Below are 14444 nucleotides of genomic sequence, written 5' to 3' on the forward strand. Positions count from 1 at the left end.
GCATGCTGATGGGCGCCGCGCTCGGCGTCAAGGCGCCGTGTCACATCAAGACCATTTGGGAATGATCTTGCTACGCATTGTCGCGTTGGCAAAATGAATCCCTCGCAATTGCGTCAGCTTTGCTCGGTCTTGTTTTTGGCGGCACGATCGGAGGCCGCAGTGTCGCCGCCGCCGACGCTCATTCGATTGAGGGATAGCCGCATGCCTTGCGTCGGTGCCGGCGCGCGCTTGGAGCTGAGCGTGCGCGAATTCACGCCCATCCAGGAGATCTCGGACGACAGGCGGCCATATTCGATCTTGGGGCAGCGGTTCATCACCACCTTGATACCGACCGACTCGGCTTTCGCTGCCGCCACGTCGTCACGTGCGCCAAGCTGCATCCAGATCACCTTCGGCAGCGGGTCGAGCGTGAGCGCTTCCTCGACGACAGGCATGATGTGGCTGGAATTGCGGAAGATGTCGATCATGTCGATGGGACGGCCGATGTCGGACAGCGAGGCGATGAAGGGCTTTCCGAGCAGCTCCTTGCCGACATGGCCGGGATTGACCGGGATCATGTCGTAACCGCGCTGCGCCAGATATTTGAATGCGAAATAGCTCGGCCGCACATTGACCGGCGAGGCGCCGACCATCGCGATCGACTTCACGCTGTTGAGGATGGCGCGGATGTAATCGTCGGAATAGGAGTCGTGGTTCATTTGTTCTTTTTCCTTGTCATTGCGAGGAGCGAAGCGACGAAGCAATCCAGTGTTTTTCCGCGGAGGGATTTCTGGATTGCTTAGCTTCGCTCGCAATGACGAATTCTATTCATCCCGCCATGTCGGCGTGCGCTTCTCGATGAAGGCGCCGATGCCTTCCTCGGCGTCGCGCGCCATCATGTTCTCGGTCATCACCTCTGCGGCATAGCGATAGGCATCCGCAAGGCTCATCTCGGCCTGGCGATAGAACGCCTCCTTGCCGAGCTTGACGGTGTAGGCCGATTTCAGCGCGACCTGCTCCGCCAGCGCGATCGCGGCGTCGCGTTCGGTGCCGGCGGGCACCACGCGGTTGATGAGGCCGATCTCGCGGGCGCGCGCGGCCGTAACAGGCTCGCCCGTCAGCAGCATCTCCATCGCCTGCTTGCGCGGCACGTTGCGCGATAGCGCCACCATCGGGGTCGAGCAGAACAAGCCGATGTCGACGCCAGGCGTTGCGAATTTCGCGTCCTCCGAGGCGATGGCGAGATCGCAGCTGGCCACGAGCTGGCAGCCGGCCGCGGTCGCGATACCCCGGACGGATGCGACCACAGGTTTTGGCAGGTGCACGATCGCCTGCATCATCGCGCTGCAGGCGGTCATCATCTCGGCAAAGAAGGCGCGGCCACGATCGGGGTCAGTGCGGCGCGCGGTCAGCTCCTTCATGTCGTGGCCGGCGGAGAAGGCGGGACCGTTGGCGGCGATCACGACACCGCGGACGGCCTTGTCGCTGCTGATATCATTGAGCTCGGCATGCAGGCTTGCGATCATCGCCGCCGACAGGCTGTTGCGCGCGGCGGGGCGGTTCAGCGTCAGCACGGCGATCGGGCCTACGGTCTCGCGCAGCAGGATCGGCGGTTGCGGGGAGGGGGCGCGGGCAGCCTGGGCGGACATCGAAGCGTTTCCGTTGGATTATTGCATTTGAATGACGCAGATAACTTAATGTAACAGGGCAAGTGAAGCGAGGGTGGGGAACAGCATGGCGTTAGCGAAAATGAGCGTGGCAGAGGTCGAGCAGTTCCTCCGCCAGGAGTTTCCCCAGGCCTTCAGCGGCGACGACATCACGATCGAAAGCGCGGACGGCCAGACCTGCCTTTTGCGCCAGCGCTACAGCGAAAGGATGCTGCGACCGGGCGGAACCGTGTCCGGCCCGACGCTGATGGCGCTGGCCGATTTCGCGATGTACGTGGTCCTCCTGTCCGCGATCGGGCCGGTCGGGCTCGCCGTCACCACCAATCTCAACATCAACTTCCTGCGCAAGGGCGGGCCCGGGCAGGACGTGCTGGCGGAGGCGCGGCTGCTCAAGCTCGGCAAGCGGCTGGCGGTCGGGGAGGTGAAACTGTTGTCCGGCAGCTCGCCCGATCCGATCGCCCATGTCACCTCGACCTATTCCATTCCAAATGTTTGAGCTTTTTGCAGGTAATATAGCACCATATTTTTAAGTAATTGATGTTGCGGTACTAATTTCCGCTGCCGGGCATTGACCGTTGCGTGTCTCTTCTCTAGAAAACCGCGCAGTCCGGTGCGGTGTTCGCGCCGATGCTCCCCGTCCACGGAAACTCTGACATGAAAACCTTTTCGGCAAAGCCGGCTGAGGTGACGAAGAAGTGGGTGCTGATCGACGCCAAGGGTCTGGTCGTCGGCCGCCTCGCCACCATCGTCGCCATGCGCCTGCGCGGCAAGCACCTCCCGACCTACACCCCGCACGTTGATTGCGGCGACAACGTCATCATCATCAATGCGCAGCATGCGGTCCTCACCGGCCGCAAGCGCGAGCAGAAGACCTATTACAAGCACACCGGCTATGTCGGTCACGTCAAGGAGCGCACCGCGCGCCAGATCCTCGAGGGCAAGCATCCCGAGCGCGTGCTCGAGAAGGCCGTCGAGCGCATGATCCCGCGTGGCCCGCTCGGTCGCGTCCAGATGGGCAATCTCCGCGTCTATGGCGGCGCCGATCATCCGCACGAGGCACAGACGCCCGAGAAGATCGACATCGCCAAGTTGAACCGCAAGAACACGAGGGCCGCATAACATGGCCGAATCCATCCAGTCGCTCGACCAGCTCTCGCAGCTCAAGACGGCGGCGGCGCCCGATGCGCCCAAGCACGAGAAGAAGGTCGACAAGTTCAACCGCGCCTATGCCACCGGCAAGCGCAAGGACGCGGTCGCCCGCGTGTGGATCAAGCCGGGCGCCGGCAAGGTCACCGTCAATTCGCGCGAGGTCGAGGTCTATTTCGCCCGTCCCGTGCTGCGGATGATGATCGAGCAGCCATTCTCCGTGGCCGCGCGTTCGGGCCAGTACGACGTGATCTGCACGGTTGCCGGCGGCGGCCTGTCCGGTCAGGCCGGCGCGGTCCGTCACGGCATCTCCAAGGCGCTGACCTATTTCGAGCCGGAGCTGCGCTCTGTGCTCAAGAAGGGCGGCTTCCTGACGCGCGACTCCCGCGTGGTCGAGCGCAAGAAGTACGGCAAGGCCAAGGCCCGCCGGTCCTTCCAGTTCTCGAAGCGTTAATCGCTTCGGTCACATTCGCCGCGAAAGCGGCTTCAATGAGATGCAAAAGGGCGCTGATTTCAGCGCCCTTTTTGTTGTTCGTTTGTATGCAAATTGATGGCGTGTTTCCCGAAAACTTGGCCTCCCGCGAAAACCTGAATGGAACTCGCGCGACCTAGCGTCGCATTCGGAAGGGCGCGCAAATCGGCTGGGCCGGTCGCGTAACTGCTATGTTCTAGAGGGGGCCGACATGATGTCGCTCGATAGCATCACGCTCTATTTGGTCGCCACCATGGTTGCCGCACTGCTCGGCGCCATGATGGTGTTTTTCGGCAGGCAGGAGAACAGCCCTGCACTGAAATGGTGGGGCACCGCGTATCTGCTCGGTGCCGCCTCCGTCGCGCTGTGGACCGCGGCCGGCGACAGGCTGGGCCCGCATCTTTACCTTGCGCTGAACGCGGTCGGCTTCGTCGCCTGCGGCATGGTGTGGAATGCGGCGCGGGTCTTCCACGGCCGCAAGCCGAACTGGCCGGGTCTCGTGCTCGGCGCGCTCGCCTGGGTCGCCGCCGTCACGCTGCTCGACCCCGAGGCATCCATGTTGCGGATGATCATCGGCGCCGGCATCGTCTCGGTTTACGCGGCATTGACCGCCAGCGAGCTCTGGACCGAACGGCGCAAGAGCCTGCAGCGGCGCTGGCCGGCCTTCGTGATGCCGGTGATGCATGGCTGCGTGTTGATGCTGCCGGTCCTGATCGGCAGCTTCCTGCGTCCGCACGATGCCGGCTTCTCCCAGAGCATCTGGGTCAAGGTGTTCGCGGTTGAACTCATCCTCTACGCCGTCGGCACCGTGTTCGTGATCTTCATGCTGGTGTCCGAGCGCACCGTGACCGCGCACCGCACCGCCGCGTCGACCGATCCCCTGACCGGCATGCTCAACCGGCGCGGCTTCTCGGAAGCCTGCGGCCGCGTGATCGAGCGCGAGGCCAAGGCCGGACGTCCCGTGACCGTGATGATCTTCGACATCGATCACTTCAAGTCGATCAACGATCGTTTCGGCCACCCCGCCGGCGACGAGATGCTGAAACTGTTCTCCACCGTCGTCGTCAGTAATTTGCGCATCACCGACATGTCGGGCCGCATCGGCGGCGAGGAGTTCGCCGCGCTGCTGCCGTGCTCGCTGGAGGAGGGCGTGCTGGTCGCCGAGCGCGTGCGCGAGGCGTTCGAGACCTCCGGCGTCGTAGTCGACGAAGGCCCGGTCGACACCACCGTCAGCATCGGCGTCGCCGGCGGGCCCGCCGGCACCGAGCTCGAGGTGCTGCTGGCATCCGCCGACACTGCGCTCTACCAGGCCAAGCGCGGCGGCCGTAACCGCGTCGAGGCGGCGGAGGAGCTGCCGCTGTCGCTGGAGAACTGGCGCCGACAGAGCGCCGCGCGGATCAGTGCGCCGCAGCCGCGTCCGGCTACCGCCTGAGACGCAAGGCAGCACCCGCGGTAATCCCCTGTTTACCATTCGATCCCTACCATTGCGGTCATGGAATCGATCCGTCGACAGAACCCGCAAGCTGCCCTGATGTCGCTCGAAGCCGCTGCGGCCTCGGCACGCAGCGGCTTCGCCTGTCTGTTCTCCACTGCGGATGAATACGAGAGCGCGCTGATCACCGAGCGCCGCGCGCAGGGGCGTTACACGCAAGGCCGCCGCAGCTACTGGCCGCTCGCGCTGTTCATCGGCTGCGCCCTGATCGTGGCGGGCACCGTCCTGCTGCTGATCTGAGAGACCTGCATTTTTTGGCCGACCAGGGCGCCGTTTCGGCGCCTTTTTCTTTTTCGCCGGCTGCGCTAGACACGCCCATCGAACAAAAAGGGTGGAAACCGATGATCACCGAGATCGCGCAAATCGACGTCAAGCCGGGCAGCGAGAAGGACTTTGAGGCCGCCGTCGCCAAGGCCAGGGCCGCCTTCGGCCGCTCCAAGGGCTTTCACGGCTTCGAGCTGCACAAATCGATCGAGAAGCCGCAGCGCTACCGGCTGATGGTGAAATGGGCGACGCTGGAAAATCACACCGTCGATTTCCGCGGCTCGGAAAACTTCACCGAATGGCGGGGCCTCGTTGGCCAGTACTTTGCCTCGCCGCCCGAGGTGGAGCACACCGAGACCGTGCTGACGACCTGAGGGTTTATTTCTGGAGCATGATCTTATCGGAAAACCGCTGCGCACTTTTCCGGATCATGCTCTAGGCCGCTTCTGCCAAAGGCGGCGCCTCATAGGTCTTGAAATGGTCGATCATGACCTTGGCGATGGCGACCAGCGGCAGTGCCAGCGCCAGGCCCCAGATGCCGAACACGACGCCGAGCACGATCTGGAACGCGAACAGGGTGGCCGGCGGAATGTCCAGCGCCTGCCGCTGCAGGATCGGTGTCAGCACGTAGCTCTCCATGGCGTGCACGCCCATGAAGAGCAGAAAGGCCGATAGCGCCGGGATCCAGCCCGAGGCGAGGCTCGCCAGCACCACGACGACGCCGGCGATGATGGCCCCGATGGTCGGGATGAAGGCGAGCAGGCCGGCCTGAATTCCCAGGATGAACGAGCTGGGGATGCCGATGATGGCAAGCCCGATCCAGGTCACCACGCCGACCGCGAGCATGACGATGATCTGCGCGATCAGCCAGCGCTCCAGAGTCTCACTGATGCGATCGATGATGAGGGCGACGCGGGTGCGGTGCCTGGCAGGCGCCAGGAATAGCAGACCATCGTGATAGACGGCCGGCTGGGCGGCGAAGGCGAAGCCCAGGAACAGCACGATGAAGATGTTGCCGACACCGTGGATGGTGCCGAGCAGCAGCTTGAAAGTCTGGCTCACGATCGCCCCGCCACTGGAGGCCAGCGCGCCGGCGCCGGGCAGGGGACCGCGCGAGGGCGCTGCTGGTGCGGGCGCCGTCTCCGACGGCGCAGTGGCCGAGGCGTCGGTCGCGCCGTTGCCGAAATCGAAGAAGCTGGTGTCGATGCCGTGGTTGTCCAGGAAGGACTTCACGTTCCCGATCTGCGACTTGATGGTCTTGCTCAGCAGCGAAGCCTGTTCGGCAATGGTGGCGCCGCCGAGATAGGCGATGCCGGCCAGCATCAGGGCGAGCGCGGTGCAGACGATCGCGAGCCGCACCGGATGCGGCAGGGGCACGCGGCGGCCGAGCGCGCCTGTCAGCGCGTTGAGGCCGAGACCGAGCAGCATGCCGGTGAAGATCAGCAGCAGGGTGGCGGCGAAATACCAGGTGAAGGCGAGCAGCGCGGTGAACAGCACGACGCCGATGCCCCCGACCGAGATCGCCCAAGCGAGGTCGCCGCGGGTCCGGGAGCGTTCATCTTTGGACGACATGGTCACATCGGGTCCTTTTCAGCGCAATGCGCGCTGCACTCTCCGGGCAAACGCGCTTCGGATCAAGACCGCGTCAACACGCTGGTTTGACGTCGGCGTGCCGACGGTGCAGAGCGATGAGGAAAGAGCAATGGGGGCGGTTTGAGCTTCATCAGCAAATGGGCCGGTCTGCTCGGGCTTCTCGCCGTGCTCGTGGTCGGCGACCAGATCCGGATCAACCGGCCCGGCCACAAATTTCGTCTCACGGTCGAGGTCACGACGCCTGACGGGATCAAGGCCGGATCCGGCGTTCTGGCCGTCGTGCCCGACCGCAACTATAACCGTGGCGGCCGCACCACGATGCGCGGGGAGGCGGTGTTCGTCGATCTCGGTCAGAGCAAGAATCTGGTGGCATTGCTGGCGCACCGGCAGGACGCCAAGCTGGACTTCGACGACATCAACTATGTCGCGCTCCGTGCCTATGGCGCCGCGCGCGGCAACCGCGTCTCGTTCAACGATATCCACCGGCAGACCGGCGTTGTCCCGGTGCAGGCAGACCTCGTGCCGGTGCTCGTGAGCTTTGGCGATCCCAAGGATCCTAAGACGGCCCGCCTTGTCGCCGGCGACCATGCGGAGGCGGTTCTGGGCGAGGGCTATGCGATCCGGGGCATTACTGCCGAGGTCGAGCCCAACGGGTTCTGGCCGATCGATTTCGGTGGGGTGCTCGGAGAGCCCGTGACGCGCGGCATCGATGCGAAACTGCCCTGGCTGGCCGCCCCGGGCGATCCTGCCGCAACCGCACTGCAGGCCGCCGGGCTGCCCGCCGGGGGCGAGGCCCGGGAGGCATTTGCGCGAAAATAGCATTGCCGTCCCGCGATCCCTTCTGTTGAATTTGTTCCAGCCCAAGGGCATGTTTGGAGAATCTTCTTATCGGAGAGGCGCGGAACGACAGATGAGAAAGCCGGTCGTCGGCGTGATCGGGAATGCCTATCGCGTCGAAAATCGATTTCAGGTCCAGATGGTCGGCGAGCGCAATTTGCGCGCCGTGGCCGAGGTTTCCGGTGGCCTGCCGATGATGTTCGCGGGCGCGCCTGATATCACCGATATCGGCGCGCTGCTCGACGTGGTCGACGGCATCGTGCTCACCGGCGCCCGCGCCAACGTCCATCCGACCCGCTTCAATGTCGATCCCTGCGAGCGCCACGAGCCGTACGATATCCATCGCGACGAGGTGGCGCTGGCGCTTTCGGTCGCCTGCGTCGCCCGCGGTGTGCCGCTGTTCGGCATCTGCCGCGGCCTCCAGGAGATGAACGTCGCCTTCGGCGGCTCGCTGCATCCCGAGATCCGCGAAATTCCCGGCCGCATGAACCATCGCATGCCCAGGCTCGAGAACGGCGAGATCCACCCCGATCCGACCGTGGTGTTCGCCGACCGTCACGACGTCGAACTGACGCCGGGCGGGGCGTTCGCAAAACTGCTCGGCTGCGAGAAGATCAGGGTCAATTCGCTGCATGGCCAAGGCATCCTCGATCCCGGCAAGCGCGTGCTGGTCGAGGGCGTCGCCGAGGACGGCACCATCGAGGCGATCCGGATCGCGGAAGCCCCGACCTTCGCGCTCGGCGTGCAATGGCACGCCGAATACGATCCCCAGCGCAATCCGGTCAACCGCAAGCTGTTCGAAGCCTTTGGCGAGGCCCTGGTCGCGCGGCAACGCGCGGCGGCGTAGGGTACTCTCGTGTCCCGGACAAGCTGCAACGCGTATGCGTTGCGGCGCAGGGCCGGGACCCAGCGCCGCACCGCGCACCGTTGTGACGTGGGCCCCGGCTCTGCAGCGCACCGCTAAGGGGCGCTGCGCTGCGTCCGGGGCACGAGAGGCGGCTGAGGCGCTTTCTCCCACCGTCATTGCAAGCGTAGCGACTTGTCCGCCGAAGCCTTGGCGAAGGCGGAAGCAATCCAGAATCTTTCCGCGGTGGGATTCTGGATTGCTTCGTCGCAAGAGCTCCTCGCAATAACGGAGCAAGGTGCATCGTCGGCATCTCCACGCTCTCAGCGCAACTCGCAGACACGCCTTCGCGCTCTCGCGGCGCGTTTCGCCCGAGGCTTGCTGTCGTTCGCGCTCCTTGAAGACCAAAGGGCGCAGGGAAGGCCGGGCGCCGGCGGCACCCGCAAGTCCGTGCGCGACGAAGATGCACACGGGGTGGACCACAGGTGATGCCGGTCGCCCGGCCTTCCCTGCGCGGCTGGTTTTAACGGTGTCCTTCGTGCTCTCCTCGGGAGCGATGCACTATTGCCCCCGTCGCCTTGCGGGATGATCGATGCGCGTGCCCGGTCGGGCCGCCGCATCACCGCAAGCCTTGACGCACAGACCCCGGGCGTCAGGACCACACGACTTCTCCGTCCGCGGACGATCCCGCCGAAATCCCGGAAGGCTTGCGTGTGCTCGCCCTCTGGCATCGACGAAACCGCTGTGACCGCGCCGTGTCGTATCGCGTGGCCTGAGGACTCACGGTTGCCCGCCCTGTCATCATGCCGAGCCGCGCCGGCGCTACCGCGTCCACCGCCACCCGGCCCGCATCTCGTGACGATCGCGAAGCGCCCCTTTGGCAGGGGCCGGGATGGGCGAGGGTATGCCACAAATCCGAAATTCGGGAAAGCGGAATATTTTTGCGCCAAGGGCTTGACCGGGTGTTTTGCCCGACGCGTCTCGGGGAGTGATCCCCATCGCTGACCGAGCGGACCGGAAGGGATTGCGCTATCCCAATGCCGGTAGCTGCTTTATCGGGAAGACTTGTTTGGTGGATTTGGCAGATACAACTAAAGTTCTGCCCCAAGACGGAGGATGACCTTCATGAGCAGACCTGTGAAGACGGAAAGCGAACTGATCGCCATGGCGAAGGCCGAGTTGAAGGTCCACGCCGATTGTCCCGATGGAATGACAATCTCGATCCTCCGAGATGGTACTTCCTGGGAGTTTCGAGCCAGCGCGGACCAGGCCACCTCGGACCGGCCCGGCTACCCTGAATGCGTTGCCATGCTGGTCCAGATCGGTGATCACCTCTGCAAGCAGTACGACGTGGAAGGGTAGGCGCGCCCGCGCTTCGACCATGCCCCGCAGGTCAACCCGTTAAGCACTGCGACGATGTTTTAGACCCCGCTGCGGCAAACTGTCCAATTTTCCTGTTGACCCGGAATTGGGCGACGGTAATGGTGGCCTCGCTTCACGCGGCGGGCGAGACCTGAACGTGTCTTGTCTTGCCCAAAACAAGAACGGGCGGAAGCATCAGGAGGGGAACTAGCTCCCGCGCAGAAATGGAAGGCTGCTGCTGCAGCGCCATGGTCCTGCTCGCCTGGGGGGTAGCACTCAGCGAGCGGGGAAAAGGCATCGATGCGCCCATTGTTGGCGGTAAGTACGGCTATCGACTGGCTGAATGAAAAAGTCGGCAACGTCTGCAACGTTTTGGTGCTCGCGGCCTGCGTGGTCAGCGCTGCAAATGCGATGATCCGTTATGCCTTCAGTTACAGCTCCAACAGCTGGCTCGAGACGCAGTGGTATATGTTCGCCGTCGTCGTGATGTTCGGCTCGTCCTATACTTTCAAGCGTAACGAGCATGTGCGCGTCGAAATCATGTACCTCATGCTTTCCGAGCGCGGCCAGCTGTGGCTCGACCTGATCGGGACATTGGTATTCCTCGTCCCGGCGTGCCTGCTCCTCAGCTACCTCTCATGGGCGATGTTCCACAACTCGTTCATCATCGGCGAAATGTCCAACAATGCCGGCGGCCTCCTCCGGTGGCCGATCAAATTTGTCCTGCCTGCGGGATTCTTCATGCTGGCTTTGCAAGGTGTCTCGGAGGCCATCAAACGCATTGCGGCCTTGCGTGGTGAAGTCACGATCGATGCGAAATACGAGCGGCCGACCCAATGATCACGATTGAAATGATGCCGCCGATGATGTTCGGCGGGCTGGTCCTGGCCATGCTGATCGGATTTCCGGTCGCCTTCACGCTGGCCGCTCTCGGGCTTTCGTTCGGATTTCTCGCGATTCACGAGGGATTTTTCGGGTTCAGCTTCCTCCAGGCCATCCCGGAGCGCATCTACGGCAGCGTTCTGGCCAACGAGCTGCTGCTGGCAATTCCTTTCTTCACGTTCATGGGCTCGATCCTCGAACGATGCGGCCTCGCCGAGGATATGCTGGATTCAATGGGGCAATTGTTCGGTCCCATTCGCGGCGGCCTCGGCTATTCCGTGATCATCGTCGGCTTCATCCTCGGCGCCATCACGGGCACCGTGGCGGCGCAGGTCATCGCGATGGCGCTGATCTCGATGCCGGTGATGATCCGGTACGGCTACAACATGCGCTACATCACCGGCGTGCTCGCAGCCTCCGGCACCATTACCCAGCTGGTGCCTCCGTCGCTGGTTCTGATCGTGCTCGCGGACCAGCTCGGGAAGTCGGTCGGCGATATGTATCTGGGCGCCTGGGGCCCCTCGATCCTCCAGATCGCACTGTTCGCCGGCTACACGTTTGCGCTGAGCGTGATCAAGCCGGGCCACGTTCCGGCCGTGCCCAAGGAAGCAAGGACGCTCACTGGCTGGGCGCTCTGGCGCAAATGCCTTTTGGGCATCATTCCGTCCGCCGTTCTGATCTTCGTGGTGCTCGGCACGATGATGCTGGGCCTCGCCACCCCGACCGAAGCAGGCGCGATGGGCGCCGTCGGCGCGATCGTCCTTGCCGTCATCCATCACAAGGATTTCAGCCTGGCTGGCCGCAAGATATTGCTCGTCGGCGTTGCGGCGGCGGGTGTCGGCACCATCATCGGGATCTACTTCACGCCGAATCTGCCGTTCAAGATCGCCTTCGCGATTGCCTATCTCGCCGTCGCCTGGGTCTGCATCGAGGCGGTCAGGATTCCGGACCTGCGCACCCTGGTCAAGCAGGGCTACGAGACCACGATGCGCATCACCTGCATGGTGACGTTCATCCTGATCGGATCGACCTGCTTCTCGATCGTCTTTCTCGGTTGCAACGGTGGTGTCTGGCTGGAGCACATGCTGACATCGCTGCCGGGCGGGGTCTGGGGATTCCTGATCTTCATGAACCTGTTCATCTTCTTCATCGCCTTCTTCCTCGACTTCTTCGAGATCGCCTTCATCATCATCCCGATGATCGCGCCGATCGCGCAGAAGCTGCTCACTCCCGTCGTCGGGGCGGATGCTGCCTTGATCTGGTTCGGTGTCATGCTCTGCGTCAACATGCAGACCTCCTTCCTGCATCCGCCGTTCGGCTTCGCCTTGTTCTACCTGCGGGGTGTTGCGCCGAAGGAGGTTAAGAGCTCGGACATCTATTGGGGCGCTATGCCCTGGATCGGCCTGCAGGCGATCATGGTTGCGGTCGTCATCGCGTTCCCGATCACCGTCACCGGGCTGCTGGACGCTCCCAGGAAGGTGGATCTGGACAAGATCAAGATCGAAATTCCGGACATCGAGCTGCCGCCGCCGCTTGATTTCGGCCAGCCGAAGAATTGAGGAAGTATCTCCGCCCGGGGATTGATCCAAAGATATTGGAGGGCTGCCGGTGACCTGCGAACGCTGCCCTTGCACGGGGAGCGGCGGATCTCGATTGCGACGTCGCAACTGATCAGCAGGCTGGCGGAGTAGACGGTCGCCTCGCGCTGTGGCTAAGTCCGGGCCCAGAGCAGCGAAAGGGGCGCCCGATGCCGTATTCCCGTCTGGACAAGACCGAGACTTCCGCGTCTGCAAGGTGCTTGCCGACCTGTTTTGCGCAATCTTGCTCGGGACCTTTTCCATCGTCTTCTTCGGCTGGGTCGGCGGCATTGTCGCGTTCGTTGTCCTCGAAGTGTGCCTGATCGGGCTCGATTGGCTGATCCCGAGCACGAACGACGCGGCTGGCGTTGTTCGCTAAGGGCAGCGATGAAGCGCAGCGCCACCGTCACGGTCCTTCTCCTGCTCGCATCCTCCGCATTTGCCCAGAGCGGGCCGTAGGGCGGATTAGCCGAAGGCGTAATCCGCCATCTTGTCTTGATTGGGCAGCTTCAATGCCAAACTATCGCCGTGCATTTGTTCCGGGTGGTTGCTGGTTCTTCACGGTCAATCTTCTCGACCGCAAGCAGAGGCTGCTCGTCGAGCACATCGCAGCGCTGCGCGCGGCTGTTGCAGCGACGCGTCGGGACTATGCTTTCGCGATCGATGCGTTTGTCGTTCTTCCGGACCACCTTCATGCAGTCTGGACGCTTCCGGACGGCGATGCCGATTTTTCCATGCGGTGGAGATTGATCAAGACGCGCTTCGTGAAGACCTTGCCGAAGACGGAGCCTTTGACCGCGGTACAGATCGCAGGACGGGAGCGTGGCATATGGCAGAACCGATTCTGGGAGCACCTCATCCGCGACGAAACCGACTACGCACGCCATGTCGAGTATTGTTACATCAATCCCGTGAAGCATGGTTATGTGACCCGCGTGTTGGACTGGCCGCATTCGTCGTTCCACCGAGATGTCGAGGCGGGCCTGTTTCCTGAGGATTGGGCAGGAGAGAGCAGCACGGACGGTGACTTTGGCGAACGTGCATGAGCGTCACCAGCAGTCGGCGGATTACGCCTTCGGCTAATCCGCCCTACGTAAACCAATCAGTAGGAATTGCTCCGCCCTGATTTTTGCGGCTCTGATTTGTTCTTTGAGAACGAAGTGGAGTCGGATGCGGAACGAAAGCGGACGGCTCGAAGGCGTCTCACATCGTCCGCTCCATCCGTCGCGCGCGATAGGCCTGCGGTGACATCAAAGTGAGCTTGCGGAACGCCTTGCGAAAGCTGCTCTCGTCCTCATAGCCGGTCGTGCGTGCGATCGCCTTGATCGGCTGTGTCGTCGTCTCCAGCAACGTGCGCGCGTGCTCGACGCGGCGGCGCATGATGAAGGCCTGCGGCGGCTCGTGCGTGAGCTCCTGAAACCTCCGGTTCAGCGTCCGCTCGCTGAGGCCGAGCGCGTCGGCAAGCCGTTTGACCGTCATGGGAGCCTTGCCGGTGCGGCGAACCAGGAGGTCGGCCCTGGTCAGCAGCGGGTCCTGCGAGAGCAGATAGCCGACGGGCATGAAGATCGACTGGGTGCGCTGCGCGGTATCGATGACGACGTAGTCCGCGCATAGTTTTGCGGTCTCCTTGCCCTCGACCAGCTCGATCAGCCTGAGCAGCAGGTCGACCCACGACATCGGGCCAGCTGCGCAGACGATGCGGTCCGCAACCGTGATGACGGCGTCGGCGGCGAGGTCGATGGTGGGATGACGCTGCCGCAGTTCGCCCTGCAGCCACCAGGTGATGGTGGCGCGGCGGTTGTCGAGCAGGCCGGCGCCGGCCAGCAGGAACACGCCGCTGCAGAACGCGCCGATCAGCCGGCCGTTCGCGTGTTGCTGCCGGAGCCAGACGCCGGCCCGGGCATATTGCGGTTGCAGGCGCTCGGCCGTGACGTGATCGACGAGGTTACCGGGGACGAGGATCGCGTCGAAGCGAGTGCGTTGCCTGATCCCGCCATCGACCACGACCATCCGGCCGCCGCCGGCGCGCACGGGTTTGCCGTCGAGCGAAAGCGTCTGCCAGCTGAAGCGGGATTTTGCGCCGCTCTGCTGCATGACGTGATTGGCCAGCGACAGGATGTCGGCGACGCCGGCGATCGCCGAATGCATGCAGCCTTCCAGTGCCAGAATTGCGAGCTTCATGAGCCCCCCCGGGGTTGATGCCGCGATCCTATCCGATCGGGTCCGCGAGCGCGTGGCGGAAATTGCCTGATCTCTGTCTTATCCGCCACTGCCTTGCGGAGAGCGCCCGGTCCAATCTGCCGTCGTCGTCAACCGACATGATTGGAGA

The 14444-nt window shown here is 63.4% G+C and carries 17 protein-coding genes; 13 read left to right on the plus strand and 4 right to left on the minus strand.

Features of this window, described 5'->3' with window-relative positions:
• Nucleotides 1-113 precede the first annotated feature (113 nt).
• Together CIT37_RS18835 and CIT37_RS18840 are read right to left on the minus strand one after the other, a co-directional pair.
• Complete coding sequence (locus CIT37_RS18835) at nt 114-698, minus strand: CoA-binding protein (RefSeq protein WP_095425421.1); 585 nt, start codon at nt 696-698, stop codon at nt 114-116.
• Between the two features lie 105 nt (nt 699-803).
• Nucleotides 804-1628 (minus strand): enoyl-CoA hydratase, encoded by an 825-nt coding sequence (locus CIT37_RS18840; protein ID WP_038973476.1) that lies wholly within the window; start codon nt 1626-1628, stop codon nt 804-806.
• A gap of 85 nt (nt 1629-1713) precedes the next feature.
• Between CIT37_RS18840 and CIT37_RS18845 the strand changes: the two genes are divergently transcribed.
• The 6 genes from CIT37_RS18845 (at nt 1714) to CIT37_RS18870 (ending at nt 5394) form a co-directional block, all read left to right on the plus strand.
• On the plus strand, nt 1714-2142 hold the full coding sequence (locus CIT37_RS18845; protein ID WP_038973475.1) for a PaaI family thioesterase: 429 nt from the start codon (nt 1714-1716) through the stop codon (nt 2140-2142).
• Nucleotides 2143-2300: 158 nt separating this feature from the next.
• Nucleotides 2301-2765 carry a 50S ribosomal protein L13 gene (gene rplM / locus CIT37_RS18850; protein WP_008137961.1) on the plus strand — a complete coding sequence of 155 codons (465 nt, stop codon included), beginning with the start codon at nt 2301-2303 and terminating at the stop codon, nt 2763-2765.
• A 1-nt stretch (nt 2766) separates the two neighbouring features.
• A complete protein-coding gene (gene rpsI, locus CIT37_RS18855; protein ID WP_008547917.1) occupies nt 2767-3246 on the plus strand; it encodes a 30S ribosomal protein S9 in 480 nt (159 codons plus the stop codon).
• Between the two features lie 229 nt (nt 3247-3475).
• Complete coding sequence (locus CIT37_RS18860; protein WP_028141419.1) at nt 3476-4696, plus strand: GGDEF domain-containing protein; 1221 nt, start codon at nt 3476-3478, stop codon at nt 4694-4696.
• A gap of 60 nt (nt 4697-4756) precedes the next feature.
• Nucleotides 4757-4996 (plus strand): hypothetical protein, encoded by a 240-nt coding sequence (locus CIT37_RS18865; RefSeq protein ID WP_038948765.1) that lies wholly within the window; start codon nt 4757-4759, stop codon nt 4994-4996.
• A 101-nt stretch (nt 4997-5097) separates the two neighbouring features.
• The gene (locus CIT37_RS18870; RefSeq protein WP_028141421.1) at nt 5098-5394 is read left to right on the plus strand and encodes an antibiotic biosynthesis monooxygenase family protein; all 297 of its coding nucleotides are present in this window, start codon (nt 5098-5100) and stop codon (nt 5392-5394) included.
• A gap of 61 nt (nt 5395-5455) precedes the next feature.
• Here CIT37_RS18870 and CIT37_RS18875 read toward each other — a convergent pair whose 3' ends face one another.
• Entirely contained in the window at nt 5456-6592 is a 1137-nt protein-coding gene (locus CIT37_RS18875; RefSeq protein WP_085968110.1) for an AI-2E family transporter, read from the minus strand.
• A 141-nt stretch (nt 6593-6733) separates the two neighbouring features.
• On the opposite strand from CIT37_RS18875, the gene CIT37_RS18880 reads away from it, so the two are divergent.
• From CIT37_RS18880 to CIT37_RS18910, 7 genes are all read left to right on the plus strand, one after another.
• Nucleotides 6734-7432, plus strand: a complete 699-nt coding sequence (locus CIT37_RS18880) for a hypothetical protein (protein WP_038948763.1) — start codon at nt 6734-6736, stop codon at nt 7430-7432.
• Between the two features lie 91 nt (nt 7433-7523).
• Complete coding sequence (locus tag CIT37_RS18885) at nt 7524-8297, plus strand: gamma-glutamyl-gamma-aminobutyrate hydrolase family protein (protein ID WP_161966431.1); 774 nt, start codon at nt 7524-7526, stop codon at nt 8295-8297.
• 1122 nt (nt 8298-9419) lie between these two features.
• Nucleotides 9420-9656, plus strand: a complete 237-nt coding sequence (locus CIT37_RS18890; RefSeq protein ID WP_028141426.1) for a hypothetical protein — start codon at nt 9420-9422, stop codon at nt 9654-9656.
• Nucleotides 9657-9956: 300 nt separating this feature from the next.
• Nucleotides 9957-10496 (plus strand): TRAP transporter small permease subunit, encoded by a 540-nt coding sequence (locus tag CIT37_RS18895; RefSeq protein WP_028141427.1) that lies wholly within the window; start codon nt 9957-9959, stop codon nt 10494-10496.
• The gene (locus CIT37_RS18900) at nt 10493-12097 is read left to right on the plus strand and encodes a TRAP transporter large permease (RefSeq protein WP_028141428.1); all 1605 of its coding nucleotides are present in this window, start codon (nt 10493-10495) and stop codon (nt 12095-12097) included. The genes CIT37_RS18895 and CIT37_RS18900 overlap by 4 nt, the downstream gene beginning before the upstream one ends.
• A 235-nt stretch (nt 12098-12332) precedes the next feature.
• Nucleotides 12333-12494 (plus strand): hypothetical protein, encoded by a 162-nt coding sequence (locus tag CIT37_RS18905; RefSeq protein WP_167456568.1) that lies wholly within the window; start codon nt 12333-12335, stop codon nt 12492-12494.
• 133 nt (nt 12495-12627) lie between these two features.
• Nucleotides 12628-13161 (plus strand): REP-associated tyrosine transposase, encoded by a 534-nt coding sequence (locus CIT37_RS18910; RefSeq protein WP_095425430.1) that lies wholly within the window; start codon nt 12628-12630, stop codon nt 13159-13161.
• 157 nt (nt 13162-13318) lie between these two features.
• Here the strand turns inward: CIT37_RS18910 and CIT37_RS18915 are convergent, their stop codons facing one another.
• A complete protein-coding gene (locus tag CIT37_RS18915) occupies nt 13319-14296 on the minus strand; it encodes a GlxA family transcriptional regulator (protein ID WP_038971407.1) in 978 nt (325 codons plus the stop codon).
• Nucleotides 14297-14444 lie beyond the last annotated feature (148 nt).

The organism is Bradyrhizobium ottawaense, from assembly GCF_002278135.3.
GTDB lineage: Bacteria > Pseudomonadota > Alphaproteobacteria > Rhizobiales > Xanthobacteraceae > Bradyrhizobium > Bradyrhizobium ottawaense.

Bases quoted from the DNA above. Each gene is read 5' to 3' on its own strand.
- CIT37_RS18860 (WP_028141419.1), top strand. From the start codon at position 3,476: ATGATGTCGCTCGATAGCATCACGCTCTATTTGGTCGCCACCATGGTT.
- CIT37_RS18910 (WP_095425430.1), top strand. From the start codon at position 12,628: ATGCCAAACTATCGCCGTGCATTTGTTCCGGGTGGTTGCTGGTTCTTC.
- CIT37_RS18845 (WP_038973475.1), top strand. From the start codon at position 1,714: ATGGCGTTAGCGAAAATGAGCGTGGCAGAGGTCGAGCAGTTCCTCCGC.
- CIT37_RS18865 (WP_038948765.1), top strand. From the start codon at position 4,757: ATGGAATCGATCCGTCGACAGAACCCGCAAGCTGCCCTGATGTCGCTC.
- CIT37_RS18835 (WP_095425421.1), bottom strand. From the start codon at position 698: ATGAACCACGACTCCTATTCCGACGATTACATCCGCGCCATCCTCAAC.
- CIT37_RS18840 (WP_038973476.1), bottom strand. From the start codon at position 1,628: ATGTCCGCCCAGGCTGCCCGCGCCCCCTCCCCGCAACCGCCGATCCTG.
- CIT37_RS18870 (WP_028141421.1), top strand. From the start codon at position 5,098: ATGATCACCGAGATCGCGCAAATCGACGTCAAGCCGGGCAGCGAGAAG.
- CIT37_RS18900 (WP_028141428.1), top strand. From the start codon at position 10,493: ATGATCACGATTGAAATGATGCCGCCGATGATGTTCGGCGGGCTGGTC.
- CIT37_RS18895 (WP_028141427.1), top strand. From the start codon at position 9,957: ATGCGCCCATTGTTGGCGGTAAGTACGGCTATCGACTGGCTGAATGAA.
- rplM (WP_008137961.1), top strand. From the start codon at position 2,301: ATGAAAACCTTTTCGGCAAAGCCGGCTGAGGTGACGAAGAAGTGGGTG.
- CIT37_RS18885 (WP_161966431.1), top strand. From the start codon at position 7,524: ATGAGAAAGCCGGTCGTCGGCGTGATCGGGAATGCCTATCGCGTCGAA.
- CIT37_RS18875 (WP_085968110.1), bottom strand. From the start codon at position 6,592: ATGTCGTCCAAAGATGAACGCTCCCGGACCCGCGGCGACCTCGCTTGG.
- rpsI (WP_008547917.1), top strand. From the start codon at position 2,767: ATGGCCGAATCCATCCAGTCGCTCGACCAGCTCTCGCAGCTCAAGACG.
- CIT37_RS18890 (WP_028141426.1), top strand. From the start codon at position 9,420: ATGAGCAGACCTGTGAAGACGGAAAGCGAACTGATCGCCATGGCGAAG.
- CIT37_RS18915 (WP_038971407.1), bottom strand. From the start codon at position 14,296: ATGAAGCTCGCAATTCTGGCACTGGAAGGCTGCATGCATTCGGCGATC.